This is a genomic window from Streptomyces sp. NPDC000229 (assembly GCF_040300825.1).
Classification (GTDB): domain Bacteria; phylum Actinomycetota; class Actinomycetes; order Streptomycetales; family Streptomycetaceae; genus Streptomyces.
Map to the genome: position 1 here is coordinate 1 of NZ_JBEPEL010000035.1, position 23,999 is coordinate 23,999.

The 23,999-nt window shown below is 70.2% G+C and carries 30 protein-coding genes and 1 pseudogene; 15 read left to right on the top strand and 16 right to left on the bottom strand.

The genetic code is table 11. From position 1 onward, the window contains the following. A pseudogene (locus tag ABT360_RS18620) lies at window positions 1-261 on the top strand (serine/threonine protein kinase); the annotation flags it as partial. 69 nt (window positions 262-330) lie between these two features. Here ABT360_RS18620 and ABT360_RS18625 read toward each other — a convergent pair. Next, window positions 331-531, bottom strand: coding sequence for a DUF6243 family protein (locus tag ABT360_RS18625; protein ID WP_351817130.1), 201 nt, complete (start codon window positions 529-531; stop codon window positions 331-333). A gap of 241 nt (window positions 532-772) precedes the next feature. Here ABT360_RS18625 and ABT360_RS18630 point away from each other — a divergent pair, with 241 nt between their 5' ends. Continuing rightward, the gene (locus ABT360_RS18630) at window positions 773-1,795 is read left to right on the top strand and encodes an aldo/keto reductase (RefSeq protein ID WP_351817305.1); all 1,023 of its coding nucleotides are present in this window, start codon (window positions 773-775) and stop codon (window positions 1,793-1,795) included. Between the two features lie 31 nt (window positions 1,796-1,826). Beyond that, window positions 1,827-2,423: a TetR/AcrR family transcriptional regulator gene (locus ABT360_RS18635; protein WP_351817133.1), complete on the top strand. Its 597-nt coding sequence runs from the start codon at window positions 1,827-1,829 to the stop codon at window positions 2,421-2,423. Window positions 2,424-2,486: 63 nt separating this feature from the next. Here the strand turns inward: ABT360_RS18635 and ABT360_RS18640 are convergent, their stop codons facing one another. Further along, on the bottom strand, window positions 2,487-3,869 hold the full coding sequence (locus ABT360_RS18640) for a glycine--tRNA ligase (RefSeq protein WP_351817136.1): 1,383 nt from the start codon (window positions 3,867-3,869) through the stop codon (window positions 2,487-2,489). A 144-nt stretch (window positions 3,870-4,013) separates the two neighbouring features. Between ABT360_RS18640 and ABT360_RS18645 the strand changes: the two genes are divergently transcribed. From ABT360_RS18645 to ABT360_RS18660, 4 genes are all read left to right on the top strand, one after another. Further along, window positions 4,014-4,988 carry a metal ABC transporter substrate-binding protein gene (locus tag ABT360_RS18645; protein ID WP_351817139.1) on the top strand — a complete coding sequence of 325 codons (975 nt, stop codon included), beginning with the start codon at window positions 4,014-4,016 and terminating at the stop codon, window positions 4,986-4,988. 5 nt (window positions 4,989-4,993) lie between these two features. Continuing rightward, window positions 4,994-5,788, top strand: coding sequence for a metal ABC transporter ATP-binding protein (locus ABT360_RS18650; RefSeq protein ID WP_444852270.1), 795 nt, complete (start codon window positions 4,994-4,996; stop codon window positions 5,786-5,788). Between the two features lies 1 nt (window position 5,789). Continuing rightward, window positions 5,790-6,698, top strand: coding sequence for a metal ABC transporter permease (locus tag ABT360_RS18655; protein WP_351817145.1), 909 nt, complete (start codon window positions 5,790-5,792; stop codon window positions 6,696-6,698). An 89-nt stretch (window positions 6,699-6,787) separates the two neighbouring features. Continuing rightward, on the top strand, window positions 6,788-7,195 hold the full coding sequence (locus ABT360_RS18660) for a Fur family transcriptional regulator (protein WP_351817148.1): 408 nt from the start codon (window positions 6,788-6,790) through the stop codon (window positions 7,193-7,195). 56 nt (window positions 7,196-7,251) lie between these two features. On the opposite strand, the gene ABT360_RS18665 is transcribed toward ABT360_RS18660, so the two are convergent. Genes ABT360_RS18665 through recO form a run of 3 tightly spaced genes read right to left on the bottom strand, consistent with a single transcriptional unit; the run spans window position 7,252 to window position 9,466 of the window. Next, on the bottom strand, window positions 7,252-7,797 hold the full coding sequence (locus ABT360_RS18665) for a YcxB family protein (protein ID WP_351817150.1): 546 nt from the start codon (window positions 7,795-7,797) through the stop codon (window positions 7,252-7,254). 43 nt (window positions 7,798-7,840) lie between these two features. Continuing rightward, complete coding sequence (locus ABT360_RS18670; RefSeq protein WP_351817153.1) at window positions 7,841-8,692, bottom strand: isoprenyl transferase; 852 nt, start codon at window positions 8,690-8,692, stop codon at window positions 7,841-7,843. Between the two features lie 27 nt (window positions 8,693-8,719). Beyond that, a complete protein-coding gene (recO, locus tag ABT360_RS18675) occupies window positions 8,720-9,466 on the bottom strand; it encodes a DNA repair protein RecO (protein WP_351817156.1) in 747 nt (248 codons plus the stop codon). Window positions 9,467-9,793: 327 nt separating this feature from the next. On the opposite strand from recO, the gene ABT360_RS18680 reads away from it, so the two are divergent. Together ABT360_RS18680 and ABT360_RS18685 are read left to right on the top strand one after the other, a co-directional pair. Continuing rightward, window positions 9,794-10,141: a DUF6247 family protein gene (locus tag ABT360_RS18680; protein WP_351817159.1), complete on the top strand. Its 348-nt coding sequence runs from the start codon at window positions 9,794-9,796 to the stop codon at window positions 10,139-10,141. Next, a complete protein-coding gene (locus ABT360_RS18685) occupies window positions 10,138-10,398 on the top strand; it encodes a hypothetical protein (RefSeq protein WP_351817162.1) in 261 nt (86 codons plus the stop codon). The genes ABT360_RS18680 and ABT360_RS18685 overlap by 4 nt, the downstream gene beginning before the upstream one ends. 2 nt (window positions 10,399-10,400) lie before the next feature. Here ABT360_RS18685 and ABT360_RS18690 read toward each other — a convergent pair whose 3' ends face one another. Both ABT360_RS18690 and ABT360_RS18695 read right to left on the bottom strand, forming a co-directional pair. After that, the gene (locus ABT360_RS18690; protein WP_351817165.1) at window positions 10,401-10,616 is read right to left on the bottom strand and encodes a hypothetical protein; all 216 of its coding nucleotides are present in this window, start codon (window positions 10,614-10,616) and stop codon (window positions 10,401-10,403) included. Further along, on the bottom strand, window positions 10,613-10,819 hold the full coding sequence (locus tag ABT360_RS18695; protein ID WP_351817308.1) for a hypothetical protein: 207 nt from the start codon (window positions 10,817-10,819) through the stop codon (window positions 10,613-10,615). The genes ABT360_RS18690 and ABT360_RS18695 overlap by 4 nt, the downstream gene beginning before the upstream one ends. Window positions 10,820-10,963: 144 nt before the next feature. On the opposite strand from ABT360_RS18695, the gene ABT360_RS18700 reads away from it, so the two are divergent. The 3 genes from ABT360_RS18700 to ABT360_RS18710 are packed head-to-tail and all read left to right on the top strand — an operon-like array spanning window position 10,964 to window position 12,690. After that, complete coding sequence (locus tag ABT360_RS18700; RefSeq protein WP_351817168.1) at window positions 10,964-11,803, top strand: helix-turn-helix domain-containing protein; 840 nt, start codon at window positions 10,964-10,966, stop codon at window positions 11,801-11,803. Further along, on the top strand, window positions 11,785-12,072 hold the full coding sequence (locus ABT360_RS18705; RefSeq protein WP_351817171.1) for a DUF397 domain-containing protein: 288 nt from the start codon (window positions 11,785-11,787) through the stop codon (window positions 12,070-12,072). The genes ABT360_RS18700 and ABT360_RS18705 overlap by 19 nt, the downstream gene beginning before the upstream one ends. A 9-nt stretch (window positions 12,073-12,081) precedes the next feature. Beyond that, window positions 12,082-12,690 (top strand): DUF7691 family protein, encoded by a 609-nt coding sequence (locus ABT360_RS18710; RefSeq protein WP_351817174.1) that lies wholly within the window; start codon window positions 12,082-12,084, stop codon window positions 12,688-12,690. Window positions 12,691-12,696: 6 nt separating this feature from the next. Here ABT360_RS18710 and ABT360_RS18715 read toward each other — a convergent pair whose 3' ends face one another. Continuing rightward, window positions 12,697-13,449: a hypothetical protein gene (locus ABT360_RS18715; protein ID WP_351817177.1), complete on the bottom strand. Its 753-nt coding sequence runs from the start codon at window positions 13,447-13,449 to the stop codon at window positions 12,697-12,699. 160 nt (window positions 13,450-13,609) lie between these two features. On the opposite strand from ABT360_RS18715, the gene ABT360_RS18720 reads away from it, so the two are divergent. Beyond that, on the top strand, window positions 13,610-14,974 hold the full coding sequence (locus ABT360_RS18720) for an FAD-dependent oxidoreductase (RefSeq protein WP_351817180.1): 1,365 nt from the start codon (window positions 13,610-13,612) through the stop codon (window positions 14,972-14,974). Window positions 14,975-15,032: 58 nt separating this feature from the next. Here the strand turns inward: ABT360_RS18720 and ABT360_RS18725 are convergent, their stop codons facing one another. The 4 genes from ABT360_RS18725 to leuA all read right to left on the bottom strand — a co-directional run bounded on the left by ABT360_RS18725 (window position 15,033) and on the right by leuA (window position 19,724). Continuing rightward, on the bottom strand, window positions 15,033-15,869 hold the full coding sequence (locus ABT360_RS18725; protein ID WP_351817183.1) for a nitroreductase/quinone reductase family protein: 837 nt from the start codon (window positions 15,867-15,869) through the stop codon (window positions 15,033-15,035). A 204-nt stretch (window positions 15,870-16,073) separates the two neighbouring features. Next, window positions 16,074-17,063, bottom strand: a complete 990-nt coding sequence (locus tag ABT360_RS18730) for an ornithine cyclodeaminase family protein (RefSeq protein ID WP_351817186.1) — start codon at window positions 17,061-17,063, stop codon at window positions 16,074-16,076. Window positions 17,064-17,121: 58 nt separating this feature from the next. Beyond that, window positions 17,122-17,817, bottom strand: coding sequence for a TerB family tellurite resistance protein (locus ABT360_RS18735; protein ID WP_351817189.1), 696 nt, complete (start codon window positions 17,815-17,817; stop codon window positions 17,122-17,124). A 149-nt stretch (window positions 17,818-17,966) separates the two neighbouring features. Beyond that, window positions 17,967-19,724, bottom strand: a complete 1,758-nt coding sequence (gene leuA, locus ABT360_RS18740) for a 2-isopropylmalate synthase (RefSeq protein ID WP_351817192.1) — start codon at window positions 19,722-19,724, stop codon at window positions 17,967-17,969. A gap of 295 nt (window positions 19,725-20,019) precedes the next feature. Between leuA and ABT360_RS18745 the strand changes: the two genes are divergently transcribed. Together ABT360_RS18745 and ABT360_RS18750 are read left to right on the top strand one after the other, a co-directional pair. Then, entirely contained in the window at window positions 20,020-21,084 is a 1,065-nt protein-coding gene (locus ABT360_RS18745; RefSeq protein ID WP_351817195.1) for a M4 family metallopeptidase, read from the top strand. A 10-nt stretch (window positions 21,085-21,094) separates the two neighbouring features. Then, on the top strand, window positions 21,095-21,361 hold the full coding sequence (locus tag ABT360_RS18750) for a protealysin inhibitor emfourin (protein WP_351817198.1): 267 nt from the start codon (window positions 21,095-21,097) through the stop codon (window positions 21,359-21,361). Between the two features lie 101 nt (window positions 21,362-21,462). Here the strand turns inward: ABT360_RS18750 and era are convergent, their stop codons facing one another. From era to ABT360_RS18770, 4 genes are read right to left on the bottom strand one after another with little or no spacing between them, the layout of a single operon-like run. Further along, window positions 21,463-22,413 carry a GTPase Era gene (era, locus tag ABT360_RS18755; protein WP_351817201.1) on the bottom strand — a complete coding sequence of 317 codons (951 nt, stop codon included), beginning with the start codon at window positions 22,411-22,413 and terminating at the stop codon, window positions 21,463-21,465. A gap of 42 nt (window positions 22,414-22,455) precedes the next feature. After that, the gene (locus ABT360_RS18760; RefSeq protein ID WP_351817204.1) at window positions 22,456-22,842 is read right to left on the bottom strand and encodes a hypothetical protein; all 387 of its coding nucleotides are present in this window, start codon (window positions 22,840-22,842) and stop codon (window positions 22,456-22,458) included. Then, window positions 22,842-23,195 carry a cytidine deaminase gene (locus ABT360_RS18765; RefSeq protein ID WP_351817206.1) on the bottom strand — a complete coding sequence of 118 codons (354 nt, stop codon included), beginning with the start codon at window positions 23,193-23,195 and terminating at the stop codon, window positions 22,842-22,844. Before ABT360_RS18765 ends, ABT360_RS18760 begins: the two co-directional genes overlap by 1 nt. A gap of 27 nt (window positions 23,196-23,222) precedes the next feature. Beyond that, window positions 23,223-23,936 (bottom strand): hypothetical protein, encoded by a 714-nt coding sequence (locus ABT360_RS18770; protein WP_351817209.1) that lies wholly within the window; start codon window positions 23,934-23,936, stop codon window positions 23,223-23,225. Window positions 23,937-23,999 lie beyond the last annotated feature (63 nt).

Consider the following 23,999-nt stretch of genomic DNA (forward strand, 5'->3'; position numbering starts at 1 on the left):
CAGGCCGCCGGCCCCGAGGAGGTGAGCCCGGAAGGGCCCCGCCCCACCACCGCCCGCTTCCGCCGGGTGCCGCGGCCCCGCCCGGCCCCGGCCCGCAGCCCACGTCCGGGCGCACGCGCGGACAACGGGCCCGCAGCCCGCGTCCGGGGCGCACGCGCGGACAACGGCACCAGCACCGGCAACAGCGGCACCGGCACCGGCACCGGGGCAACCCCTCCGGCGCCGAAACGGCGAGGGCCCGGGCCGCCCGTCGAGGGGTGACCCGGGCCCTGCCCGTGCGCCGTGCGACATATCGCCGTGCGCGGTCCGAGAAGGCCTGCCGGCCTTCTGTCAGCTCTCCTGCTGCTCGCCGTCCGCGGCCTGCCCGCCGCCCAGGGCGCGCTCGCGCATCTTGCGGAGCAGCTCCTGCTTCTGGTCGGCGGCGGCCCTGCGGTCGGCCGCGCGGGCCGGGGCGGAGCCCTGCTGGTCGGCACGGGACAGCTTCTTCCGCTGTCCGCCTACGCCGAGAAGGTTGTTACGGCTCTTGGCCACGGGATCTCCATCGTGGTGAGAAGTGGTTCGGCTCGGGGGGTGGGGGGCGGGAGGTCGGACCCCCGCCGCACTCTCACTCGTAGATCGGAAGGAATGGCATGCGGTGACGGTACCCCGCGCCGACGGGCCCGGCACCCATTTTTCCCGCACACATGACTGATGACAGATATTGAAATCTGTCATCAGTCATGTCACCGTGGAGACGGCATCCACCGCACACACCTCCACCGAGGAGCACCCCATGGCCCCCGTCACCCCACTCCCCACCCGCCCCCTCGGCGCCACCGGCCCCCGCGTCTCCGCCCTCGGCCTCGGCTGCATGGGCATGTCCGCGCTGTACGGCGAGGCCGACCGCACCGAGTCGGTCGCCACCGTCCACGCCGCCCTCGACGCGGGCGTCACACTGCTCGACACCGGCGACTTCTACGGCATGGGCCACAACGAGCTGCTGATCAACGAGGCCCTGCGCACCGCGCCCGCCGCCTCCCGCGAACGGGCCCTGACCAGCGTGAAGTTCGGCGCGCTGCGCACCGTCGAGGGCGACTTCACCGGCTACGACGGCCGCCCGGCCGCGGTCAAGAACTTCGCCGCGTACTCGCTCCAGCGCCTCGGCACCGATCACATCGACATCTACCGGATCGCCCGCCTCGACCCGGAGGTGCCGATCGAGGAGACCGTCGGTGCCATCGCCGAGCTGGTGGAGGCCGGCCACGTACGCCACATCGGCCTGTCCGAGGTCGGCGCCGGGACCCTGCGCCGGGCGGCCGCGGTCGCACCGATCACCGACCTCCAGATCGAGTACTCGCTCATCACGCGCGGGATCGAGGACGAGATCCTGCCGACCGCCCGTGAACTCGGCATCGGCATCACGGCGTACGGGGTGCTGTCACGCGGCCTGATCAGCGGCCACTTCTCCCGCGACCGCGCCCTCGCGCCCGGCGACTTCCGGAGCATGAGCCCCCGCTTCCAGGGGGACAACCTGCACCGCAACCTCGATCTGGTGGACCGGCTGCGCAAGGTCGCCGAGGGCAAGGGCGTCACCGTCGCCCAGACCGCCATCGCCTGGGTGCTCGCCCAGGGCGACGACATCGTCCCCCTCATCGGCGCCCGCCGCCGCGACCGGCTGGCCGAGGCGCTCGGCGCCCTCGACGTCACGCTCGACGCCGACGACCTGGCCGCCATCGAGACGGCCGTCCCGGCGGGTGCGGCGGCCGGCGAGCGCTACACGGCGGCCCAGATGGCGCACCTCGACAGCGAACGCTGACCCGCCCGCCGGGCCCGGTACCTTCAGTGGCATGAGCACCGAAGCCCTGACCCCGGATCGCATCCTCGAAGCCACCGAGGAGGTGCTGCGCCGCTACGGCCCCGGCAAGGCGACGGTGGTCGATGTGGCGCGGGCCCTCGGGGTGAGCCACGGCAGCGTCTACCGCCACTTCCGTACCAAGGCGGCGCTCCGCGAGGCCGTCACCGAGCGCTGGCTGGAGCAGGCGGTGCGCGAGCTGGCCCCGCTCGCCGACGAACCGGGCCCGGCGGCCGAGCGGCTCACGAACTGGCTGTCGGCGCTGTTCGCGGCCAAGCGCCGCAAGGCGGGCGGCGATCCGGAGCTGTTCGCGACGTACGAGGTGCTGATCGGCGAGAGCAGCGCGGTGGTGGCCGAGCATGTGGACCACCTCGTCGGGCAGCTCGCCCGGATCGTCGAGGACGGCCACCGGCAGGGCGAGTTCGCCGCCCCGGAGCGCCTCGGAGGCGACTACACCACCACGGCCCGCGCGGTCTTCGACGCCACCGACCGCTTCCACGACCCGGTGCACGCCGCCGACTGGACGGACCCCGGCATCGATGCCGCCTTCGACGCCGTGGTCTCCCTGCTGCTGCGCGGCCTGCGCGCCTGAGCACACGACAAAGCCCCCGGTTCGGTACGTCCGTACCGAACCGGGGGCTTCAGCGCGCCGGGATCAGCAGCCGAGCAGGCGGCTGCCCAGGTAGCCCTGGATCTGGTCCAGGGAGACGCGCTCCTGCTTCATGGTGTCGCGCTCGCGCACGGTCACCGCGTTGTCGTCGAGCGTGTCGAAGTCGACCGTGACGCAGAACGGCGTACCGATCTCGTCCTGGCGGCGGTAGCGGCGGCCGATCGCGCCCGCGTCGTCGAACTCGATGTTCCAGTTCTTGCGCAGGTCGGTGGCGAGGCCCTTGGCCTTCGGCGACAGCTGCGCGTTGCGGGACAGCGGCAGCACCGCGACCTTGACCGGCGCGAGGCGCGGGTCGAGGCGCATCACGGTGCGCTTCTCCATCACGCCCTTGGCGTTCGGCGCCTCGTCCTCGTTGTACGCGTCGAGGAGGAACGCCAGCATCGCGCGGCCGACACCGGCGGCGGGCTCGATGACGTACGGCGTCCAGCGCTCGCCGGCCTCCTGGTCGAAGTACGCCAGGTCCTGGCCCGAGGCCTTGGCGTGGGCCGACAGGTCGTAGTCGGTGCGGTTGGCGACGCCCTCCAGCTCGCCCCACTCGCTGCCGCCGAACTGGAAGCGGTACTCGATGTCGGCGGTGCGCTTGGAGTAGTGGGAGAGCTTCTCCTTGGGGTGCTCGTACCAGCGCATGTTCTCCTCACGGAGACCAAGGTCGCGGTACCAGTTCCAGCGCTGCTCCATCCAGTATTCCTGCCACTGCTCGTCCTCGCCCGGCTTGACGAAGAACTCCATCTCCATCTGCTCGAACTCGCGGGTGCGGAAGATGAAGTTGCCCGGAGTGATCTCGTTCCGGAAGGACTTGCCCATCTGCGCGATGCCGAACGGCGGCTTCTTGCGGGTGGTCGTCCGCACCTGGGCGAAGTTGGTGAAGATGCCCTGGGCGGTCTCGGGGCGCAGGTAGGCGACGGAGCCGGAGTCCTGGGTCGGGCCGAGGTGCGTGGAGAGCAGGCCGGAGAACTGCTTGGGCTCGGTGAAGGTGCCCTTGTTGCCGCAGTTCGGGCAGCCCAGGTCCTTGAGGCCGTTCTCGGGGAGGCGGCCGTGCTTCTCCTCGTACGCCTCCTCCAGGTGGTCCGCGCGGAAGCGCTTGTGGCAGGAGGTGCACTCGGTGAGCGGGTCGGTGAAGGTGGCGACGTGACCGGAGGCCTCCCAGACCTCGGGGGCCAGGATCACCGACGAGTCGATACCGACGACGTCCTCGCGCGAGGTGACCATGTAGCGCCACCACTGGCGCTTGAGGTTCTCCTTGAGCTCGACACCCAGCGGCCCGTAGTCCCAGGCGGCCTTCTGGCCGCCGTAGATCTCGCTGCACGGGTAGACGAAGCCACGGCGCTTGCTCAGGTTGACGATCGTGTCGATCTTGTCGGCGGCCACTGTGCTCTCTTCATAACGACGATGGCGAACGGCGAATGCTTCAGGTTACCGGCGCGCGCACCCCTGGGATCAAATCGGTGGGTGGCCGGGGCCACTTACCCGCTTTGTTGACAATCGTTTCCACTATTGTTGAAAATGAATCCCATGAACGTACGACGCCTCATACCCACCACCGCCCTCGCCGGAGCCGTGGCCCTCGGCCTGGTCACGCTCTCCGCCTGCGGCGGCTCCTCAGGCTCCGCCGCCGCCAAGGAGGACGGCAAGCTGGATGTGGTGGCGTCGTTCTACCCCATGCAGTTCCTGGCCGAGCAGATCGGCGGCGACCGCGTCTCCGTCACCACCCTCACCAGGCCGGGCGTCGAACCGCACGACCTGGAGCTCAAGCCGAAGCAGATCGGCGAGCTCGGCGAAGCGGACTACATCCTCTACCTCAAGGGCATCCAGCCCGCCGTCGACGACGCCATCAAGCAGGCGGGCGTCAAGAACACCGTCGACGCCGGCACCCTCACCAAGCTGGAGGAGCACGGCACCGCGACCGGCGGCCACGCCCACGAGGGCGAGGACCACGGCCACGAGGAGCACGAGGGCGAGGAGGCCGGGGCCGACCCGCACATCTGGCTCGACCCGGTGAAGTACGCCGAGGTCGCCAAGGGCGTCGGCGCCTCCCTGGAGAAGGCCGACCCCGACAACGCCGCGGCGTACAAGAAGAACACCGCCGAGCTGGTGAAGAAGCTCGACGGCCTCCACGCGCAGTTCCAGCAGGGCCTGAAGAACACCACCACCAGGACCTTCATCACCACCCACTCCGCCTTCGGCTACCTCGCCGAGCGGTACGGCCTGGACCAGGAAGGCATCTCCGGCATGGATCCCGAGTCCGAGCCGAGCCCCGCCCGGGTCAAGGAGCTCCAGGACATCGCGAAGAAGGACAAGGTCACCACCGTCTTCTTCGAGACCCTCGCCAGCGACAAGACCGCCAAGACCCTCGCCAAGGACACCGGCCTCAAGACGGACGTCCTGGACCCCCTGGAGGGAATCACCGAGCGGTCCAAGGGCACTGACTACGTCGAGGTCATGCGATCGAACCTCGCCGCGCTGCAGAAGGCCCTCGGCGCCAAGTGACACGCATGGGAGGCAGCGAAGTGAGCAGCGAGCCCGCCATAACCGAGCCCGTCATAGCCGTCCGCTCGGCCACCGCCTCACTCGGCTCGCGCCCCGTGCTGCGCGGTATCGACCTCACCGTCCACGGCGGTGAGGTCGTCGCGCTGCTCGGCGCGAACGGCTCGGGCAAGTCCACCGCCGTACGCTCCGTGATCGGCCAGGTCCCGCTCACCAGCGGGTCCGTCTCGCTGTTCGGTACGGAGCTGAAGCGGTTCCGCGCCTGGTCGCGCATCGGCTACGTACCGCAGCGCACCACCGCGGCCAGCGGCGTCCCCGCCACGGTCCGCGAGGTCGTCTCCTCCGGCCGCCTCTCCCGTACGAGGCTGAAGTGGCCCTCCAGGGCCGACAAGGCGGCCGTGGAGCGGGCCATCGAGCTCGTCGGGCTCGCCGACCGCGCCAAGGACTCCGTGAGCGCCCTGTCCGGCGGCCAGCACCAGCGGGTGCTGATCGCCCGCGCCCTGGCCGCCGAGCCCGATCTGCTGATCATGGACGAGCCGATGGCGGGCGTCGATCTGGCCAGTCAGGAGATCCTCGCCTCGACGCTGCGCGAGCAGGTAGCGGGCGGGGCGACCGTGCTGCTGGTCCTGCACGAGCTGGGCCCCCTGGAGCCCCTGATCGACCGCGCGGTCGTGCTGCGCGACGGCTGCGTCGTCCACGACGGGCCGCCGCCGAGGGCCGTCGGCCAGCACGCGCTCCCCGGCCACGACCACGTACATCCGCACGCGGCCGACGAGCCGCTCCGCACGGGACTGCTGACCTGACATGGAAATCCTCCAGCTCGCCTTCATGCAGCGCGCGCTGCTCGCGGCCGTCCTGGTCGGCATCACGGCCCCGGCGGTCGGCATCTACCTGGTGCAGCGCCGGCAGGCCCTGATGGGCGACGGCATCGGCCATGTCGCGATGACCGGCGTCGGCCTCGGCTTCCTGATGTCCACCAATCCCGTGTGGATGGCCGCGGCCGTCTCCATCGCCGGCGCGATCGCCATGGAGCTGATCCGGGCGTACGGGCGCACCCGCGGCGACATCGCGCTCGCGCTGCTCTTCTACGGCGGTATGGCGGGCGGCGTCATGCTGATCAACCTGTCGCCGACCGGCTCCAACGCCAACCTCAACTCGTACCTCTTCGGCTCGCTGTCCACGGTGTCCGACGAGGACGTCACCGCCATCTGCGTGCTCGCGGCGTTCGTGATAGTGGTCACAGTGGGGCTGCGGCGGCAGCTGTTCGCCGTCAGCCAGGACGAGGAGTTCGCCCGGGTCACCGGCCTGCCCGTGCGGGCGATGAATCTGCTGATCGCCGTCACCGCCGCCGTGACCGTCACGGTCGCCATGCGAGTGGTCGGGTTGTTGCTGGTCAGCGCCCTGATGGTGGTGCCGGTGGCGGCCGCGCAGCAGCTGACGCGGAGCTTCCGGATGACGTTCGCGCTGGCGGTGCTGATCGGTACGGCGGTCACGCTGGCCGGCACGGCGACCTCCTACTACCAGGACGTCCCGCCCGGCGCGACGATTGTCCTGCTGGCCATCGCGGTGTTCATCGTGCTGACCGCCCTGGCCACCCCCCTGGCCCGGCGCCGCGCCGGAGCCGCCGAGCCGGCGGCCGTGAAGGGCTGTGACGTGGCCGTCTCGGGCACCCGCGGCCCCACGGACGACGACGTCCGGGTCGGGAAGGTCTGACGCGGGGCTGCCGGGCCCCTTGGCGGGGCCTGGCAGAATGGCCCGACGTATGTGTGAGCGGGCCGAGTGTTGAGGAGGCACCTGTGGCGATGGCTGGAACCCCCGGCGTGCGCGGCCGGTCGACCCGGCAGCGAGCTGCCGTGTCGGCGGCGCTGAACGAGGTGGACGAGTTCCGCAGCGCGCAGGAGCTGCACGACATGCTCAAGCACCGCGGCGACTCGGTGGGCCTGACGACGGTCTACCGCACCCTGCAGTCCCTCGCCGACGCGGGCGAGGTCGACGTACTGCGCACCAGCGACGGCGAGGCGGTCTACCGCCGCTGTTCCACCGGCGAGCACCACCACCACCTGGTCTGCCGCATGTGCGGCAAGGCGGTGGAGGTGGAGGGCCCCGCGGTGGAGCAGTGGGCGGAGGCGATCGCGGCCGAGCACGCGTTCGTGAACGTGGCGCACACGGTCGAGATCTTCGGTACGTGCGCGGAGTGCGCCGCCAAGTGACGTGACGGAGGGGCCCGCACCGGCTGTGTCCGGCGCGGGCCCCTTTCGCGTACGTGTCACATGCGGGTGATGTGGCGGTCCAGGATCGCCCGCAGCCGGTCGACGCCCTCCGGGCCGGATATGCCCCGCTTGGGGAGGAAGGCGATGCCCACGCCGTGCCGGTCGCCCGAGAGCAGCACGAACAGTTCGGCTGTCTCGGTGTACCGGGGCATCGCGGGCCAGCGGTACGTCATGTCCAGGTCCCGCGAGAACTGCCGTACGCCGTCCTCGTCCACGATCACCCGGAACTCGCCCTGGGTGGCGTACATCCGGTGCACCTGCTGCCCCTGGAGGCCGGGCACCAGTACGTACACGCCGATCATCAGGACCAGGACCCCGATGCAGAACGCCGTCCCCCCGGGGCTCGGCCCCGCCGGGCTGGTGAAGTTCAGGACGAGGGCACCCATTATGGGGAGCCCGCACGCCAGCAGGATCCCGTTCTGGAGCCGCCCCGCCGGTGTGCGCTTCGCGCGGGCGCGGATCGCCCCCACCGCGTCGGCGAGAACAGGTACATAGGTCAGCTCCACGGCGTCCCGTGCCGTCTCGGGAACTACTTCGGTCATGACCCCTCCTTGGCATGGACAGGCCGTGATCGTAGCGGCCGGGTCAGGCAACCGGATGATCGCCCTCCGGACGGCCCTGCATGGCCAGCAGTTCCTCGTTGGGGATCGCCCCACCGAAGCGGCGGTCCCGCTGGGCGAACTCCAGGCAGGCACGCCACAGGTCGCGGCGGTCGAAGTCGGGCCACAGCACGTCCTGGAAGACCATCTCGGCGTACGCGCTCTGCCAGATCAGGTAGTTGGAGGTGCGCTGCTCACCGCTGGGCCGCAGGAACAGGTCCACGTCCGGCATGTCCGGGTAGTAGAGGTACTTCTGGATCGTCTTCTCGCCGACCTTCGACGGATCGAGCTTGCCCGCCTTCACGTCCTCGGCGATGGCCTGCATGGCGTCCGCGAGCTCCGCGCGCCCGCCGTAGTTCATGCAGAAGTAGAGAGTCAGCCGGTCATTGTCCTTGGTCTGCTCCTGGGCGATCTGGAGCTCCTTGGCCACCGACTTCCACAGCTTGGGCATCCGGCCCACCCAGCGCACCCGGATGCCGAGCTCGTCGAGCTGGTCGCGGGTCTTGCGGATGAAGTCGCGGTTGAAGTTCATCAGGAAGCGCACCTCGTCCGGCGAACGCTTCCAGTTCTCGGTGGAGAAGGCGTACAGGGAGATGGCCCCGACACCCATCTCGATCCCGCCCTGCAACACGTCCATGACGCGCTCGGCGCCGACCTTGTGCCCCTCGGTACGCGGCAGGCCGCGGTCCTTGGCCCAGCGGCCGTTGCCGTCCATGACGATCGCCACATGGTTGGGCACCAGCTCGCCCGGGATCTTCGGCGGTCGCGCGCCGGACGGATGCGGCTCGACGTCCTTGTAGTCGCGGCGGGACCGGCCCAGGAATCCGCGTCGTGCCATGCGGCTCACACTCTCCTCAATCTGCTTCTACTTCTCGACGTAGCGAAGGGAGCGCAGCCCTCGCTCCAGATGCCAGTGCAGATACGCGGACACCAGTCCGCTCCCCTCCCTGACGTGGCGCGGCTCGCACGCGTCCGCCGTCTGCCAGTCGCCGGTCAGCAGCGCGCTGAGCAGACCGACGGCCTCCGCAGAGGGTACGACGCTCCCGGGCACCCGGCAGTCGCCGCATATGACCCCGCCCGCCGCGACCGAGAAGAACCGGTTCGGCCCGTGGATCCCGCACCGCGCGCAGTCGTCGAACGACGGCGCGTAGCCGTTCACGGCCAGGGACCGCAACAGGAACGCGTCCAGGATCAGGTTCGGGGCGTGCTCCCCGCGCGAGAGGGTCCGGAGCCCGCCGATCAGCAGCAGGTACTGCTGTACGGCCGGCTCACCCTCGTGGTCCGCGAACCGCTCGGCGGTCTCCAGCATGGCCGTCCCGGCGGTGTACCGCGCGTAGTCGGTGACGATCCCGCTGCCGTACGCCGCGATCGTCTCGCTCTGCGTGCACAGCGGCAGCCCGCGCCCGACCAGCTCGGAGCCCCTCGCGAAGAACTGCACGTCCACGTGGGAGAACGGCTCCAGCCGGGCCCCGAACTTCGACTTCGTCCGCCGCACACCCCGGGCGACGGCCCGCACGCGCCCGTGCCCGCGCGTGAGGATCGTGATGATGCGGTCCGCCTCACCCAGCTTCTGGGTGCGCAGCACGATGCCGTCGTCGCGGAACAGGGTCATGGGGACATTGTCCCGTACGGGAGAGTCGCGCGGGCCCGGCCCGGAGACCCGGGTTCGGTCACCCGTGCCGGTGACGGGATACGGCTTGCACCCTGCGACAGAGGCGGGGTCCGCAACCCTGTACGCATGAGTCCCGGTGTGCGAGCGGCGAAGATCGCGGAAGGCGTGGCAGCGGCCGATGAGGTCCTGGAGGTCCTCCACCCGCCGACGGCGGATGAGCATGCGTGGGTCGACTCCGTCATGGCCCTGGTGGTCACACAGTCATCGCCGAGGGCCGATGGGCCGGTAGCGTACGAACCCTCGGACACACCCGTACCGGAGGCCCCTGTGAGTGCCCAGCCCGACGGCCCCTACGGCCCGCTGATCCCCATGCCAGAACTGACCCCCGATGGCCTGCGGGCGGCGGTCGCCCGTATCGCCCCCAGCCGGGTCCCCGCTCTCACACAACACCTCTTCGAGGCGACCACCAACGCACAGCAGGCAGGGAGCCTCGCACCCCTGCGAGCGTTCGTCCATTCGTGGGCGGTGTTCGTCGCCATCGAGCGCCATCCCGAGCGGGCCGCCCGCCTGCGCGAACTGGAACGGATCGTCGACGCCGGCGATCAGGATCCCGCCGAAGCCATCTCCGAGATCCGCAGCATTCACGAGGCGGCGGCCGCAGAGGCCGGGCTGTGACCGACTGGACCTGGGACTACAACCCGAGCCAGGAGTACCTCACCGACGGCCTGCCGCCTGGCGTGGTGGCGGAGGTGGAACGCCTGGCCACCGAGCTCGCCGCACTCGGTGACGAGGCGACCAAGGTCGGTCGCCCGATCGACCGCGAAGGGGGTCTGCGGGAATTCGACATCCTCAGTGGGCGGGGGTTCATCAGCTTCCTGGCCGTCCCCCGGCACGCGTGCGTCTACGTCTGCAACATCACCTGGTACGGGTGATCTCACGGCACCTCCCCCCGGCTCCGCGCGTTCACGTACGACGTCGCCGCGCTGATCCGCTCCGCGTCCGTCGCCGGGCGCACGCCCTCGGGCGGGCAGTCCCACTCCCGTCCGCCGCCGATGGGCCTCAGTTGTACGTACGGCCCCTCGTGCCCCATGACGCGGCCCACGCGTCCGTTGCGGACATCGACGACGTACGACCCGACGGGCAGACTCATGAGCGGCCACCTTCCTCTGGCAGGGCGGCGGCCAGCCTGCGCGCCGTCCCCACCGTGCAACGTCCCAATTCGACGAGCGGCCAAGGGGGCTCGGCGGCACACGTGACGGGGTCCAACCCCAGCGAGGGCAACGTGATTCCCGCCCTTTCCAGCGCCGCACGCAATTCCGCCACGGCCTCCTTCGCGTCTTCGACGGTCCCCATCGGCTGTCGCTCGCTTTCTTCCTTCACCAACGCCGCCCTTTCCGAATCCATTTCCCGCTTACTGCCCCCAGCATGGACCCGCGCCCCTAGCATTGGCAGGTGCGACAGCGCTACAACTGCGCGGCAGGACAGGGGTGTTAAGCCATGGCCAACGCAGGCTCGTCCAGGCAGGCCGCCTGGGAGTTCTACGGCACGGAGCTCAAGAACCGGCGCGAAGCCGCGAAAATGACGCAGCAGGAACTGGGGCGGAAGGTCTTCGTATCGGGCGGGTACATCGGCCAATTCGAACAGGCCATCCGGAAACCGCAGTTGGACGTGGCGGCGAGGATCGACGAGGTCCTACAAACCGATGGTTTTTTCGAGCGGATGTGCCGCAAGCTCATCAACACGTCGCCGTATGCGAGCTATTTCGCGGCGGTCGCGGAGCTGGAGAAGCTCACGACAGAGCTGTGCGAGTTCGCGTCCACGCTCGTGCCGGGGCTCCTCCAGACCCCCTCCTACGCCCGGGCCGTCACGTTGGCGAGCAACCCCTTCGCGTCCGGGGACTTCATCGATGAGAAGGTCGGCGCCCGAATGGACCGCGCGGACATCCTCAAGGGCCCCAAGCGGCCGCCATTCTGGGTGATCCTGCACGAGAACGTGCTTCGCACGCCGGTCGGCGGGCCGGATGCCATGGCTGACCAACTTGAGCACATCCTGGCCGCTGCGTCCGAGCGGAAGGCGCTGGTGCAGGTGATCCCGTACTCGGCAGGGGCCTACCCGGAGATGGCCGGCATGCTGAAGCTCATGGAGTTCCAGGATGCGCCGCCAACCGCCTATACAGAGGGCTGGTATTCCGGAAACCTGCTGGACGATCCAGCGGTGGTGAAGCGGGCAAGTGCCTCCTACGATCTGCTCAGGGCCGCCGCGCTGTCGCCGGAGGCGTCCCGAGCCCTGATCGAATCGGCGGCGGAGGACCACAGACGATGCGCGCGTACGACTTGAGCACCGCCCAGTGGCGTAAGAGCAGCTACAGCGACGGCCACGGCGGTGATTGCGTCGAAGTGGCGTACGACTTCCCCGGCGCCGCCCCATGGCGTAAGAGCACCTACAGCGACGGTAACGGCGGAAGCTGCCTCGAAGTCCTCGACGACGTCCCCGGCGGCGTCGTCCCCGTCCGGGACAGCAAGAACCCCACCGGCCCCGTCCTCGTCGTCACCGCCCCCGCCTGGCGGGCGTTCGTCGACGGGCTGGGTGTCAGTGCCGGTGGCTAACGTGATCACATGAGTTCCTCCCTGAGCGTGTACCTGCTCGACCCCAAGGCCGCCCGCGCCCTCGTCGGCTCCCGCGACGACCAGCTGCTCGACGTCATACGTGACCGGTTCGGCGCCGACATGGCGTCGGACGACCGTTACTTCTCCTCCGAGATCGAGGAGGGCGCCCCCACCGCGTACGAGGCGCTGCGCGCGGTGGTGCACGGCGGCCCGTACGTCGAGGACAAGCACGTCGCCTTCCAGTACGGCTACGCGTACAAGCGCCTGTGCTCCCTGACCGGCTCCCTCCTGGACAACTCCTCCTTCTGTCCGTTCCGGGGCGACTGGCTGGAGGTCGTGGACGAGGGGCTGCGGGCGCTGCGGATCACCGCCGTGTCAGTGGCGGAGTTCGGGTACGGCGGCTTGCCCGAGGGTGTCCCGTCGTACGACCTGCCGCGCTGCGGCGAGTGGACGCACGAGCAGTGCCTGGAGGCGCTGGAGCAGTTCGAGCGGACCAAGCGGGACGGGCACGCCCCGCCGCTGGAGCCGGAGGTGGTCGACGCCGTCATGGACGTCATCGGCTGGCTGCGCCATGTGGAGGCGCGCCCCGGTTTCGGCGTGGTCGGCTTCGTTTCCTGACCCGCGCTACGGCTCCCGGCCCTCCTGCTTGGCCACCACGACCTCCTTCCGCAGGGCCCTGGCGAGGACCACGCCGAGGACGATGAGGCCGACCGCGAACCACCGGGGGGCGGCGTCGTAGATCAGGACGAGCACGCCCATGGGGATGAGCAGGCCGACGAACGGCATCAGCAGGCTACGGACCGGGGGCCTGGGGACGGACGGGTACCACTCGGTGAAGCGCATGGCGGTGATGAGTGCGCAGGCCTGGATCAGCCAGGCCGTCCAGAGGTTGTCCGGGTCGCGCAGCAGGAGGTCGCCGACCAGGCCCGCGACGGCCGCCACGAGGAAGGCCAGGGCCCAGGCGTAGGTGACGACCACGTTGGCCCGGAGGAAGTCGTGGGTGTGCCAGAACTCGCGGGGGACCTTCTTACGGGCGTACGGCGTGGTCAGCGGTGCCCTCGCCGTGACGGACGCGGCCGCGAGCGCGGCGATGGTCAGGTTGGAGATCTCGTTGGCGTACGTCTCCAGCCACCGCAGCGTGTCCGCCGGGACGATCATGCCGATGACGGTGAGGACCGCGAAGAAGACGAGGCCCGCCACCTCCAGGAACACCGGCCGGTGCCGCACCACCACGAGGACGACCGCGAGCGCGAGGGAGAGCCCGGCGGCCAGTTCGTATCGGTCGGGGCCGACCAGCAGGGAGAAGACGATCCACGGGGACATCCCGGCGATCGAACTGTTCATCAGCCTGGCGCCCCAGCCGGCTGTGCCGTTCATGGTTCCAGCGTGGCGCGGTTCATGCGTAGAGGCGAGAGATGCCATAAGCCAGACTTATGAGGTCATAGACAGGGGGCGGGTACCGAGGTGAGGTGAGCCTTACTTAGGGTGCGTATGAGCACTCAAGTGACCGCTCACTCCTCGCTCGAAGGGAATCGTCATGCCCCGCCCCCTGCGGGTCGCGATCGTCGGTGCCGGCCCCGCCGGAATCTACGCCGCCGACGCGCTGCTGAAGTCCGAGGCCGCCACCGACCCCGGCGTATCGATCGACCTCTTCGAGCGGATGCCCGCGCCGTTCGGCCTGATCCGGTACGGCGTGGCCCCCGACCACCCGCGTATCAAGGGCATCATCACCGCGCTGCACCAGGTGCTGGACAAGCCGCAGGTCCGGCTGTTCGGCAACGTGGACTACGGGACCGACATCGCCCTGGACGACCTGCGGGCGTTCTACGACGCGGTGATCTTCTCGACGGGCGCGATGGCGGACCGGGCGCTGGACATACCCGGCATCGACCTGGACGGTTCGTACGGCGCCGCCGACTTCGTGTCCTGGTACGACGGCCACCCCGACGTGCCGCGCACCTGGCCGCTGGAGGCCGAGAAGGTCGCGGTCCTGGGCGTGGGCAACGTGGCGCTGGACGTGGCGCGCATCCTCGCCAAGACGGCGGACGAGCTGCTGCCGACCGAGATCCCGCCGAACGTCTACGAGGGCCTGAAGGCCAACAAGGCGCTGGAGATCCACGTCTTCGGGCGGCGCGGTCCCGCGCAGGCCAAGTTCAGCCCGATGGAGCTGCGCGAGCTGGACCACTCGCCGAACATCGAGGTCATCGTCAACCCCGAGGACATCGACTACGACGCCGGGTCCATCGAGCAGCGGCGCTCCAACAAGCAGGTCGACATGGTCGCCAAAACCCTGGAGAACTGGGCCATCCGCGACGTCGGAACCCGGCCGCACAAGCTGTTCCTGCACTTCTTCGAGTCGCCCGCCGAGATCGTCGGCGAGGACGGCAAGGTCGTCGGGCTGCGCACCGAGCGGACCGAGCTGGACGGCACGGGCAATGTGAAGGGCACCGGCGCGTTCACGACGTGGGACGTCCAGGCCGTGTACCGCGCGGTGGGTTACCTCTCCGACGAGCTGCCGAAGCTGCCGTTCGACCTCGCCAGCGGCACCGTCCCGGACGAGGGCGGCCGGGTGATCGAAGGCGGCGCGCACATGGCGTCGACGTACGTCACGGGGTGGATCCGGCGCGGTCCGGTCGGTCTGATCGGCCACACCAAGGGCGACGCCAACGAGACGGTCGCCAACCTGCTGGAGGACCACCGCGAGGGCCGGCTCCTCACCCCGGCAGCACCGGAGGAGGACGCCGTGGTGGCGTACCTGCGGGACAAGGGCGTGGAGTACACGACGTGGGAGGGCTGGTACCGCCTGGACGCCGCCGAGCGGGCGCTGGGCGAGGCCGAGGGCCGCGAGCGCGTGAAGATCGTGGAGCGTGAGGGCATGCTGCGGGCGAGCGCCGAGCAGTAGCCGTACGGCGAGCACGGCGGTGGGGGGCCCCCGGGTTTCCGGGGGCGCCCCACCCTTTTCACGCGTCGAGCAGCGGGATGAGCTGCTCCTCCTCGTACACGAGGTGGGCCTCCAGTTCGTCCGTGAGCCGCTCGACCTCCGCGAGCACATGCCGGGGGTCCGCCTCCGCATCGGACACCACCTTCTTCAGGTCGGCGAGAAGCCCGGCGATCTGTACGTGTTCCTGCTTGAGCCGGTCCATCACCGGGGCCAGTTCGGGGTGACGGTCGGCGAGCATCGGGAAGAGCATCGTGTCCTCCCCGGTGTGGTGGTTGTGCAGGCCCTGGCAGACGGTCAGGCAGTTGACGCGCAGCTGCGTGCCGAGGCCGGTGGCGGTCCCGGACTCGGCGATCTCCTTGCGGATGAGGCCGAGTTCGTGCCGGAACATGTCGTGGACGACCTTGATGGCCTCGCCGAAGGACTTCGCGTTGATGTGGGGCGGGCCGGGTATTTCGGTGAGGGCGACCACGGGGATCACACGGCTGGTCCTGGCCTGGTAGTCGGCCCACCCGGAGTCGGCCTCCACCGCGCGGGCGAAGGCGCGGTCGCGTTCCTCACCTCGGAGGACGGTGGCGTCGGCCTCGTACGTGAAGACGCCGCTCTCGACCGTCACACGGGGGTTGGCCAGCAGGTTGTGGTACCAGGCCGGGTGCTTGGGGGCGCCTGCGGCGGAGGCGATGACGAGGATCCGGCCGTCGCCGTCGGGGTAGTAGCCGACGGGTGTGGTGTGGGGCTTGCCGGACCGGGCGCCTGTGGTGGTCAACAGGACCAGCCGGGCTCCCTCGAACCATCCGCCCACGCGCCCGTGGTTCGCGCGGAACTCCTCGATGATCGGCTGGTTGAAATCGTTGGGCAAATCTCTGCTTTCTGCTCCGGGGTGAAGGACTGCTGTGCGCACGAGGGCGCGTGGAGAGAAAACAGAAGAAGGCGGGGCTCTGGCCCGCCCCGGCGTCACGCCGAGGCCGGGTGCCCTACTCGTGTGTGGCCCATGGCCGACCCGGCAGTCACGGCGTCAACGTACCGATGACGATCGATCACGCGCAACGGAGAAATCCGGCCATCAGTCCAGCCGGATCTCGTCACCGATGCCCCGCTCGCGCGCCGCGTTGATGACCAGTGCGGCGGCAGCCGCGTCCTGGACGGCGACACCGACCGACTTGTAGAGGGTGATCTGGTCCGGGGAGCTGCGGCCCGGCTTGCTGCCGTTGATCAGTTCGCCGAGTTCGGCGTGGATGTGGTCGGCCGTGATCACGCCGTCGCGGATGGGGAACAGCAGGTCGTTGCTCCCGGCGGGGAACGGCGCCAGGACGGCCCGCCGCGACTCGACGCAGACCAGGGCGTCGGCCACCGTGGCGTCGTCGACCTCGCGCCCGCCCCGGTTGAACCCCACGGAGGTGATGTGCGCGCCGGGGGCCAGCCAGGCGCGCCGTACGACCGGATCGACCGAGTGGGTGGCGGCGGCGACGATGTCGGCGCCGTCGAGCGCCTCGGCGTACGTCGGTGCGGCGTCGGCCTGGATGTGCAGGGTGGCCGCCAGTTCGTCGGCCAGCACGCCCGCGCGGACCGGGTCGCGGCCGGCCACCCGGATGTGGCGGACGGGCCGCACCCGGCACATGGCGTGGGCGTGCGTCCGGGCCTGGACGCCGGTGCCGAGGACGGCGAGGACGGCGGCGTCGTCGCGGGCGAGGAGCCGTGTGGAGAGCGCGGAGGCGGCGGCGGTGCGGGCGGCGGTGATGGCGGTCCCGTCCAGCAGGGCCTGGGGCGTGCCCGTCGCGGGATCGAACACGGCGATGAGCGCCTGGTGGGTGGGGAGCGGGGTCCCGGCGTTGTGCGGGAAGAGGGTGACCAGCTTGGTCATGAGCACCCCGGCGGACGGCACGTACCCCGGCATGGCCGCCAGGAACCCGTCCTGCTCGGGCACCACGGCGGCGACCCGGTCGGGCACGGAGGCCCGGCCCTCGCTGAGGTCCACCATCGCGGGACCGAGCCCGTCGATCAGCGTGTCCATGTCGAGCAGCGCCTCGACCTGCGTACGGCCCAGTACCAGCATCCCTCCAGCGTCCGTCACGGCTCGGGTGCCCGCCACGGCGACACGCCCGTACGGAGGCCTAGAAGGGCGTCCGCGCCTCTTCCATCAGGCGGGCCGTGTCGTCGGCGGGGAGGTGCAGGGCCGTGCCGACGGTGGTGAGGACGTCCCGCTCGGCGGTGGTGTACGCGCCGTCGGCGAGGGCGATGCGGGCGCCCTGGAGGAGGATCGATTCACGCCCCGCGGGCGCGAGGTGCGGGGTGAGCGGCTCCAGTGCCTCATGGAGCTCGATGGCGAGGGCGGCGCCGCACGGGGTGCCGGTGTCGGCGACGAAGCGGCCGGTGTCGGCTTCCAGGGCCTCGATCAGCGCGGTGAGGCTGTCGGCGGTGCAGTCGTCGTACCCCGCGGCGCGGACGGCGGAGACGGCGGTCCGGAGCACCGGGCGGGAGGAGACGCCGCCGGCGGCGAGGACGGCGAGGGCGACGGTGTGGACGGCGTCGCGGAGCATCGCGGAGAAGCGGGCCGTGGTGGGGTGGTCCAGGATGTCGGTACCGAAGTGGGTGTGGCAGGCGGCGCATTCGACGACCGGTCCGGCGAGGCCCCGCGGCAGCAGCGGAACGCCGAGGAGCGTGAGGCGCCGACGGCCGGTGCGGCGCCGGTAGTTGCGGTCCCCGCCGCACGCGGGGCAGAAGAACTGACCGTCACCGACGGTGTTCCACGCGGTGGAAATGGAGCAGATGCGCACTTTCCGCCCGCTTGATCCTCGTGCTGGCAGCACGTCGCACCTCCAGAACGCCTCGGCCACCTTGCCGCGTTGGCGTGATGTTAGCCACATCGGTGATGCCACGTCAGCACCCCGGCGTGAGATCGCCACCGACATGGCTGAACCCCGCCCTCCGGAAAGGGCGGGGTTCGCAAGAAGCCGGGTCAGCGTGCGGCGCGGTTCACGGCCGAAATGACGGCCTTCAGCGAGGCACGGGTGGTGTTGGCGTCGATGCCGATCCCCCACAGGACCTTGCCGTCGATGGCGCATTCGATGTACGAGGCGGCCTGCGCGGACGCGCCCTCGCTCATCGTGTGCTCCTGGTAGTCCAGCAGCCGGGCATCGATGCCGATGGCCTGGAGGGCGGCGAAGAAGGCCGAGATCGGACCGTTGCCGGTGCCGGTCAGGACCGTCTCGGCGCCGTCGACGACCGCCTCGACGGTCAGGGTGTCCGTGCCGTCCTTGTCGGTCGTGGTCTGGCCGGAACGCAGCTGGATGCGGCCCCACGGGTTGTCCGGGTTGGGCAGGTACTCGTCCTGGAAGACCGACCAGATGGCCTTCGGCGTGACCTCGCCGCCCTCGGCGTCGGTCTTCGCCTGGATGATCTTCGAGAACTCGATCTGCATACGGCGCGGCAGGTCCAGCTTGTGGTCGTTCTTCAGGACGTAGGCGATGCCGCCCTTGCCGGACTGCGAGTTGACGCGGATGACCGCCTCGTAGGACCGGCCGACGTCCTTGGGGTCGATCGGCAGGTACGGCACGGCCCACTCGATGTCGTCGACGGTCTTGCCGGCGGCGGCAGCGGTGGCCTCCATGGCGTCGAAGCCCTTCTTGATGGCGTCCTGGTGGGAGCCGGAGAAGGCGGTGTAGACCAGGTCGCCCGCGTAGGGGTGGCGCGGGTGGACCTCCATCTGGTTGCAGTACTCGCTCGTACGCCTGATCTCGTCGATCTGCGAGAAGTCGATCTGCGGGTCGACACCCTGCGAGAACAGGTTCATGCCCAGCGTCACCAGGTCGACGTTGCCGGTGCGCTCACCCTGCCCGAACAGGCAGCCCTCGATGCGGTCGGCACCGGCCATGATCGCCAGCTCGGCCGCCGCCACCGCCGTACCCCGGTCGTTGTGGGGGTGGACGGACAGGCAGACGTACTCGCGGCGGGACAGGTTGCGGGACATCCACTCGAACCGGTCCGCGTGGGTGGAGGGCGTCGAGCGCTCCACGGTGGCGGGCAGGTTCAGGATGATCTCGCGGCCCTCCTCGGGCTGCCAGACGTCCATGACGCCCTCGCAGACCTCCAGGGCGAAGTCCAGCTCGGTGTCGGTGAAGATCTCCGGGCTGTACTGGTAGCCGAAGACCGTCTCGTCGCCCAGCAGCTTGTCGGCGTACTCCATCACCAGGCGGGTGCCGTCGACCGCGATCTGCTTGACCTGCTCCTTGGAGCCGCGGAAGACGACCCGGCGGAAGACCGGCGCGGTGGCGTTGTACAGGTGGACGGTGGCCCGGTGGGCGCCGCGCAGCGACTCGACGGTGCGCTCGATCAGCTCTTCGCGCGCCTGCGTCAGGACGGAGATCGTCACGTCCTCGGGGATGGCGCCCTCTTCGATGATGGAGCGGACGAAGTTGAAGTCGGTCTCGCCGGAGGACGGGAAGCCGACCTCGATCTCCTTGTAGCCCATGCGCACCAGCAGGTCGAACATCTCGCGCTTGCGGGCGGGGCTCATCGGGTCGATCAGCGCCTGGTTGCCGTCCCGCAGGTCCGTGGACAGCCAGCGCGGCGCCTTGGTGATGCGGTTGTCCGGCCAGGTGCGGTCGGGGATGTCGACGGCCTCGTACCGGCCGTACTTGTGGATCGGCATCCCGGACGGCTTCTGGGTGTGCGTCGCGTTGGTGATGGGCGTGGGGCGGCCAACGGGCTGGGACATTGCGTAGGGCTCCTCGGTTGTCCTTGAACGGGACGGCCGACTGGGTCGAAGCAGCACCAGACTCCGCGGGGAGGGGGTCGGCCTACGACTACAGGCCCTCGCCGCGGCAGCTAAGAAGAAGCAGCCCGAAACGCATGATGCGAAGAAGCCTAGCCGAGCAACACCGTGAGTGGAGGTGCCGTTTCAGTATGCGGGATTCGGCGCGCCAACCGTCAAACAGTGACCTATCACTCCTTTTCGGGAATCGTCGTCGCAGGTGGTGACAGGTCAGTGACAGACTGCCACATTGCGGAATATGACTGCCACATCTCCCGTGTTCTGCACGATCGTCCCGCCGCACCTGCTCGACCACCTGTCCCGCGCCGCGGATCCGGTCATCGCCGCGGCCGCCCGCCGCACCCTCGTCACGGACGCCGCGCACCGCACCGCCCGCCGGCTGACCACCGTCGTCGGCGCCGCCCCCGTCCCGCCGGCCGCCGACGCGGTCGCCCACAAGCCGAAGCGCACGATCCACGACGCCGGGCACAAGACCGCCCTGCCGGGCGAGAAGGTGCGCGGCGAGGGCGAGAAGCCGACCGGGGACGCGACCGTCAACCGCGCGTACGCCGGTCTCGGCGCGACCTTCGAGCTGTTCCGCGACGCGTACGGGCGCGACTCGATCAACGGGTCCGGGCTGCCGCTGGACGCGACCGTCCACTACGACCGGGACTACAACAACGCCTTCTGGAACGGCGACCAGATGGTCTTCGGCGACGGGGACGGCAAGATCTTCCTCGACTTCACCGTCGCGGTGGACGTCATCGGTCACGAGCTGGCCCACGGGGTCACGCAGTACACCGCGAACCTGGCGTACTTCGGCCAGTCCGGAGCCCTCAACGAGTCCATGTCGGACGTCTTCGGCGCGCTGGTCAAGCAGAAGGTGCTGGGGCAGACCGCCGAACAGGCCGACTGGCTGATCGGCGCCGGTCTGCTGGCCCCCGAGGTCCAGGGCGTGGCGCTGCGCTCGATGAAGGCCCCGGGGACGGCGTACGACGACGACGTCCTCGGCAACGACCCGCAGCCCGCGAAGATGGAGGACTACGTGCACACAGGCGCGGACAACGGCGGGGTGCACATCAACTCCGGCATCCCGAACCACGCCTTCTACCTCTTCGCCAAGGAGCTGGGCGGCCACGCCTGGGAGCGGGCCGGGCGGGTCTGGTACGACGTGCTGACCGGCGGCCGGCTGGCGGTGGACGCCGAGTTCGCCGACTTCTCCCGGCTGACGGTGGCCGCGACGCGTGAGCGGTTCGGGGCCGGTGGCGCGGAGGACGACGCGGTGGTGAAGGCCTGGTCGACGGTGGGGCTGCCGACGGAGTAGACAGGGCCCCATGCGTATTCGGGTCATCCGCACAGGCGGTTTCGCGGGCATCGAGCGGCGGGCCGAGGTGGACACCTCGGGGCTGCTCGACGCCCACGACTGGCACGTCCTGGCCGAGGGGGCGCTGAAGGACGGGCACGGGGACCGGCCGGTGGGCGTGCCGGACGGGTTCGGTTACGAGATCACGGTCGACGACCGGACGGTGTACTGCGCCGACCCCGGGCTGACGGACGCGCAGCGGGAGCTGGTCGCGCGGGTGCTCAGGGAAGGCGCGTGAGGGTCGTCTTATCCCCCGCGCCCGGGCGGGTGCCGGGGCCGTGAGGGTCGTCGTGCCCCCGCGCCCGGGCGCGTGCCCCGGCGGCGGGGGTTGCGACGTCGCTAGAAGCCCAGCTTCCGCAGCTGCTTGGGGTCGCGCTGCCAGTCCTTGGCGACCTTCACATGCAGGTCGAGGAAGACCGGCGTACCGAGCAGCGCCTCGATGTGCTTGCGCGACTTGGTGCCGACTTCCTTCAGGCGCTGGCCCTTGGGGCCGATGATGATGCCCTTCTGGCTGGGGCGCTCGATGTAGACGTTGGCGTGGATGTCCAGCAGCGGCTTGTCCGCCGGGCGGTTCTCGCGCGGGATCATCTCCTCGACGACCACCGCGATCGAGTGCGGCAGCTCGTCCCGTACGCCCTCCAGCGCGGCCTCGCGGATCAGCTCGGCGACCATGACCTGTTCCGGCTCGTCCGTGAGGTCGCCCTCCGGGTAGAGCGGAGGGCTCTCGGGGAGGAGCGGGATCAGCAGGTCGGCCACGAGCTGGACCTGCGTGTCGCCGACCGCCGAGACGGGGACGATCTCCTGCCACTCCATGCCCAGCTCCCTGCCGAGCTGGTCGATCGCGATGAGCTGCTCGGCGAGGGTCTTGGAGTCCACCAGGTCCGTCTTGGTGACGATCGCGACCTTCGGCGTCTTCTTGATCTCGGCCAGTTCCTTGGCGATGAACCGGTCGCCGGGGCCCAGCTTCTCGTTGGCGGGCAGGCAGAAGCCGATCACATCGACCTCCGCCCACGTGGTGCGCACGACGTCGTTGAGCCGCTCGCCCAGCAAGGTGCGCGGCTTGTGCAGGCCCGGGGTGTCGACCAGGATCAGCTGCGCCTCCGGGCGGTGCACGATGCCGCGCACGGTGTGCCGGGTGGTCTGCGGCCGGTTGGAGGTGATCGCCACCTTCTGGCCGACCAGAGCGTTCGTGAGGGTGGACTTGCCCGCGTTGGGACGGCCGACGAAGCAGGCGAAACCGGCCCGGTGGGCGGTTTCGGTTTCTGGTTTACGAGCGCTCATGACCGCCATTCTCCCCGATGCGGGCACCCCTCACGTACCGCAGGCCCTCCCTCAGGGCTCCGAGGTCCGCCGCCGGGCCACCAGGGCGGCGGCCGCCGAGGCGGCGTACAGGGCGGTGAGGAGGCCCAGGACGATGTCGAGCCAGTCGACCGGCCGGCCCCCTACGAGCGCGGCGACGGCCGGGACGCCGACGGCGAACCCGACCGTGACCAGCAGCACACCGGCCGCGGCCCGCACCGCCCGCGCGACGGCCGGCCGGGACGCCTTCAGCAGGTCGGCCGTCGCCCACAGCACGAGCAGCAGCGGAAACGCCTGGTACGGCTCCGGGCGGCCCTCGGTGAACAGGTCGACCACGTTGATGGCGAGGCCGATGACGCCGACTGCCAGAACGAGCCGGGGGAGGGCCAGGCCCCCGGTCTTCTCCCCCGTGGCGCCCATCAGCCCGCGCTCACCGTGGCGCGCAGCTCGCCGTCGGGACCGGCCACCAGCACCGGGGTGTCCGCACCGCCCAGGTCGCGGACGGCGGCGCGGTCCGCATCCGAGGCGGCGTCGGCGTCGGTGACGACGGCCGCGGCCTCCAGCGACTTCGCGCCGCTGGCCACGGCCATCGCCACCGCCGTCTGGAGCGCGCTGAGGTTCAGCGACTCCAGGGCGACGGTCCCGGCGACGTACGTACGCCCGGTCTCGTCCCGTACCGCCGCGCCCTCGGGCACGCCGTTACGGGCACGGGCGCTGCGCGCCAGGGTGATGATCTTGCGGTCCTCGGGGCCGAGGTCGGCGGTCTGTGTCATGCCCCGAGGATAAGTCCGCGATCAGCGTCAGCTCTGGGCGGCCTTGACGAACTTGTCGCCGGCGCGCTTGGCGAGGTCGGCGTAGTCCTTGGCGGCGGCCGGGGCGCCGGGCACGAACACGACACGGGACACCCCGGAGCCCTGGCGGGCGACGGCGAAGTGGAGCGCGTACTCCATCGCGCCGCCGAGGTCCATGCTCACGCGCACGCCGTGCGACTCCTCGCCGGCCTTCGGCGCCTCCAGCTTCTCCACCTTGAGCTGGGCGGGCACGCCCTCCATGGTCGCCTTGAAGCCGGTGCACTTGTCGGCGGCGGTGCCGATGGACGTCACGAAGTCCGTGGCGCCCGTGCCGGGGAAGGTCATGACCTGGTGGGTGAGCTGGTTAAGGCCGTTGCCACCGGTGAAGTCCTGGGTCGGTCCCATCGTGGCGCCGTCGATCTTGTTCTGGAGCAGCGTCGCGATCGGCTGGCACTCGGGCTTGTCCGCCTTGTAGGTAGTGGCGGTGATGGGGTTCTTGGCGACGACCCAGCCCTTGGGGAGGTCGGCGACCGCGAGGACACCCGCCTTCATCTGCTCGGCGGTCAGCGGCGTGGCCGCGGGCGCCTCCTTGGCGGTCTCCTTGTCCTTGCCCTTGGCGGCGCTGTCGCCGCCCTTGTCGGACGAGCCACCGCACGCGGCGGTGAAGGTGAGCGCGGAAACGGTGAGCGCGACAGCGATGCCGCGACGGATGTGAGTACGCATGAGGGTGTGTTCTCCCCTAGAAATGAATATTCCTGGGGAGCTGTGGTTCCCCCCTCCCCGCCG

Coding starts and splice junctions, on each gene's coding strand:
- ABT360_RS18760 (WP_351817204.1), bottom strand. CDS start 22,842: ATGGGCGCCACGGGGGAGAAGACCGGGGGCCTGGCCCTCCCCCGGCTC.
- ABT360_RS18705 (WP_351817171.1), top strand. CDS start 11,785: ATGCGCGCGTACGACTTGAGCACCGCCCAGTGGCGTAAGAGCAGCTAC.
- recO (WP_351817156.1), bottom strand. CDS start 9,466: ATGACCCTGTTCCGCGACGACGGCATCGTGCTGCGCACCCAGAAGCTG.
- ABT360_RS18710 (WP_351817174.1), top strand. CDS start 12,082: ATGAGTTCCTCCCTGAGCGTGTACCTGCTCGACCCCAAGGCCGCCCGC.
- ABT360_RS18750 (WP_351817198.1), top strand. CDS start 21,095: ATGCGTATTCGGGTCATCCGCACAGGCGGTTTCGCGGGCATCGAGCGG.
- ABT360_RS18645 (WP_351817139.1), top strand. CDS start 4,014: ATGAACGTACGACGCCTCATACCCACCACCGCCCTCGCCGGAGCCGTG.
- ABT360_RS18635 (WP_351817133.1), top strand. CDS start 1,827: ATGAGCACCGAAGCCCTGACCCCGGATCGCATCCTCGAAGCCACCGAG.
- ABT360_RS18700 (WP_351817168.1), top strand. CDS start 10,964: ATGGCCAACGCAGGCTCGTCCAGGCAGGCCGCCTGGGAGTTCTACGGC.
- ABT360_RS18720 (WP_351817180.1), top strand. CDS start 13,610: ATGCCCCGCCCCCTGCGGGTCGCGATCGTCGGTGCCGGCCCCGCCGGA.
- ABT360_RS18650 (WP_444852270.1), top strand. CDS start 4,994: ATGGGAGGCAGCGAAGTGAGCAGCGAGCCCGCCATAACCGAGCCCGTC.
- era (WP_351817201.1), bottom strand. CDS start 22,413: ATGGCGGTCATGAGCGCTCGTAAACCAGAAACCGAAACCGCCCACCGG.
- ABT360_RS18715 (WP_351817177.1), bottom strand. CDS start 13,449: ATGAACGGCACAGCCGGCTGGGGCGCCAGGCTGATGAACAGTTCGATC.
- ABT360_RS18670 (WP_351817153.1), bottom strand. CDS start 8,692: ATGGCACGACGCGGATTCCTGGGCCGGTCCCGCCGCGACTACAAGGAC.
- ABT360_RS18770 (WP_351817209.1), bottom strand. CDS start 23,936: ATGCGTACTCACATCCGTCGCGGCATCGCTGTCGCGCTCACCGTTTCC.
- ABT360_RS18690 (WP_351817165.1), bottom strand. CDS start 10,616: ATGAGTCTGCCCGTCGGGTCGTACGTCGTCGATGTCCGCAACGGACGC.
- ABT360_RS18745 (WP_351817195.1), top strand. CDS start 20,020: ATGACTGCCACATCTCCCGTGTTCTGCACGATCGTCCCGCCGCACCTG.
- ABT360_RS18630 (WP_351817305.1), top strand. CDS start 773: ATGGCCCCCGTCACCCCACTCCCCACCCGCCCCCTCGGCGCCACCGGC.
- ABT360_RS18655 (WP_351817145.1), top strand. CDS start 5,790: ATGGAAATCCTCCAGCTCGCCTTCATGCAGCGCGCGCTGCTCGCGGCC.
- ABT360_RS18765 (WP_351817206.1), bottom strand. CDS start 23,195: ATGACACAGACCGCCGACCTCGGCCCCGAGGACCGCAAGATCATCACC.
- ABT360_RS18660 (WP_351817148.1), top strand. CDS start 6,788: ATGGCTGGAACCCCCGGCGTGCGCGGCCGGTCGACCCGGCAGCGAGCT.
- ABT360_RS18695 (WP_351817308.1), bottom strand. CDS start 10,819: ATGGGGACCGTCGAAGACGCGAAGGAGGCCGTGGCGGAATTGCGTGCG.
- ABT360_RS18665 (WP_351817150.1), bottom strand. CDS start 7,797: ATGACCGAAGTAGTTCCCGAGACGGCACGGGACGCCGTGGAGCTGACC.
- ABT360_RS18730 (WP_351817186.1), bottom strand. CDS start 17,063: ATGCTGGTACTGGGCCGTACGCAGGTCGAGGCGCTGCTCGACATGGAC.
- leuA (WP_351817192.1), bottom strand. CDS start 19,724: ATGTCCCAGCCCGTTGGCCGCCCCACGCCCATCACCAACGCGACGCAC.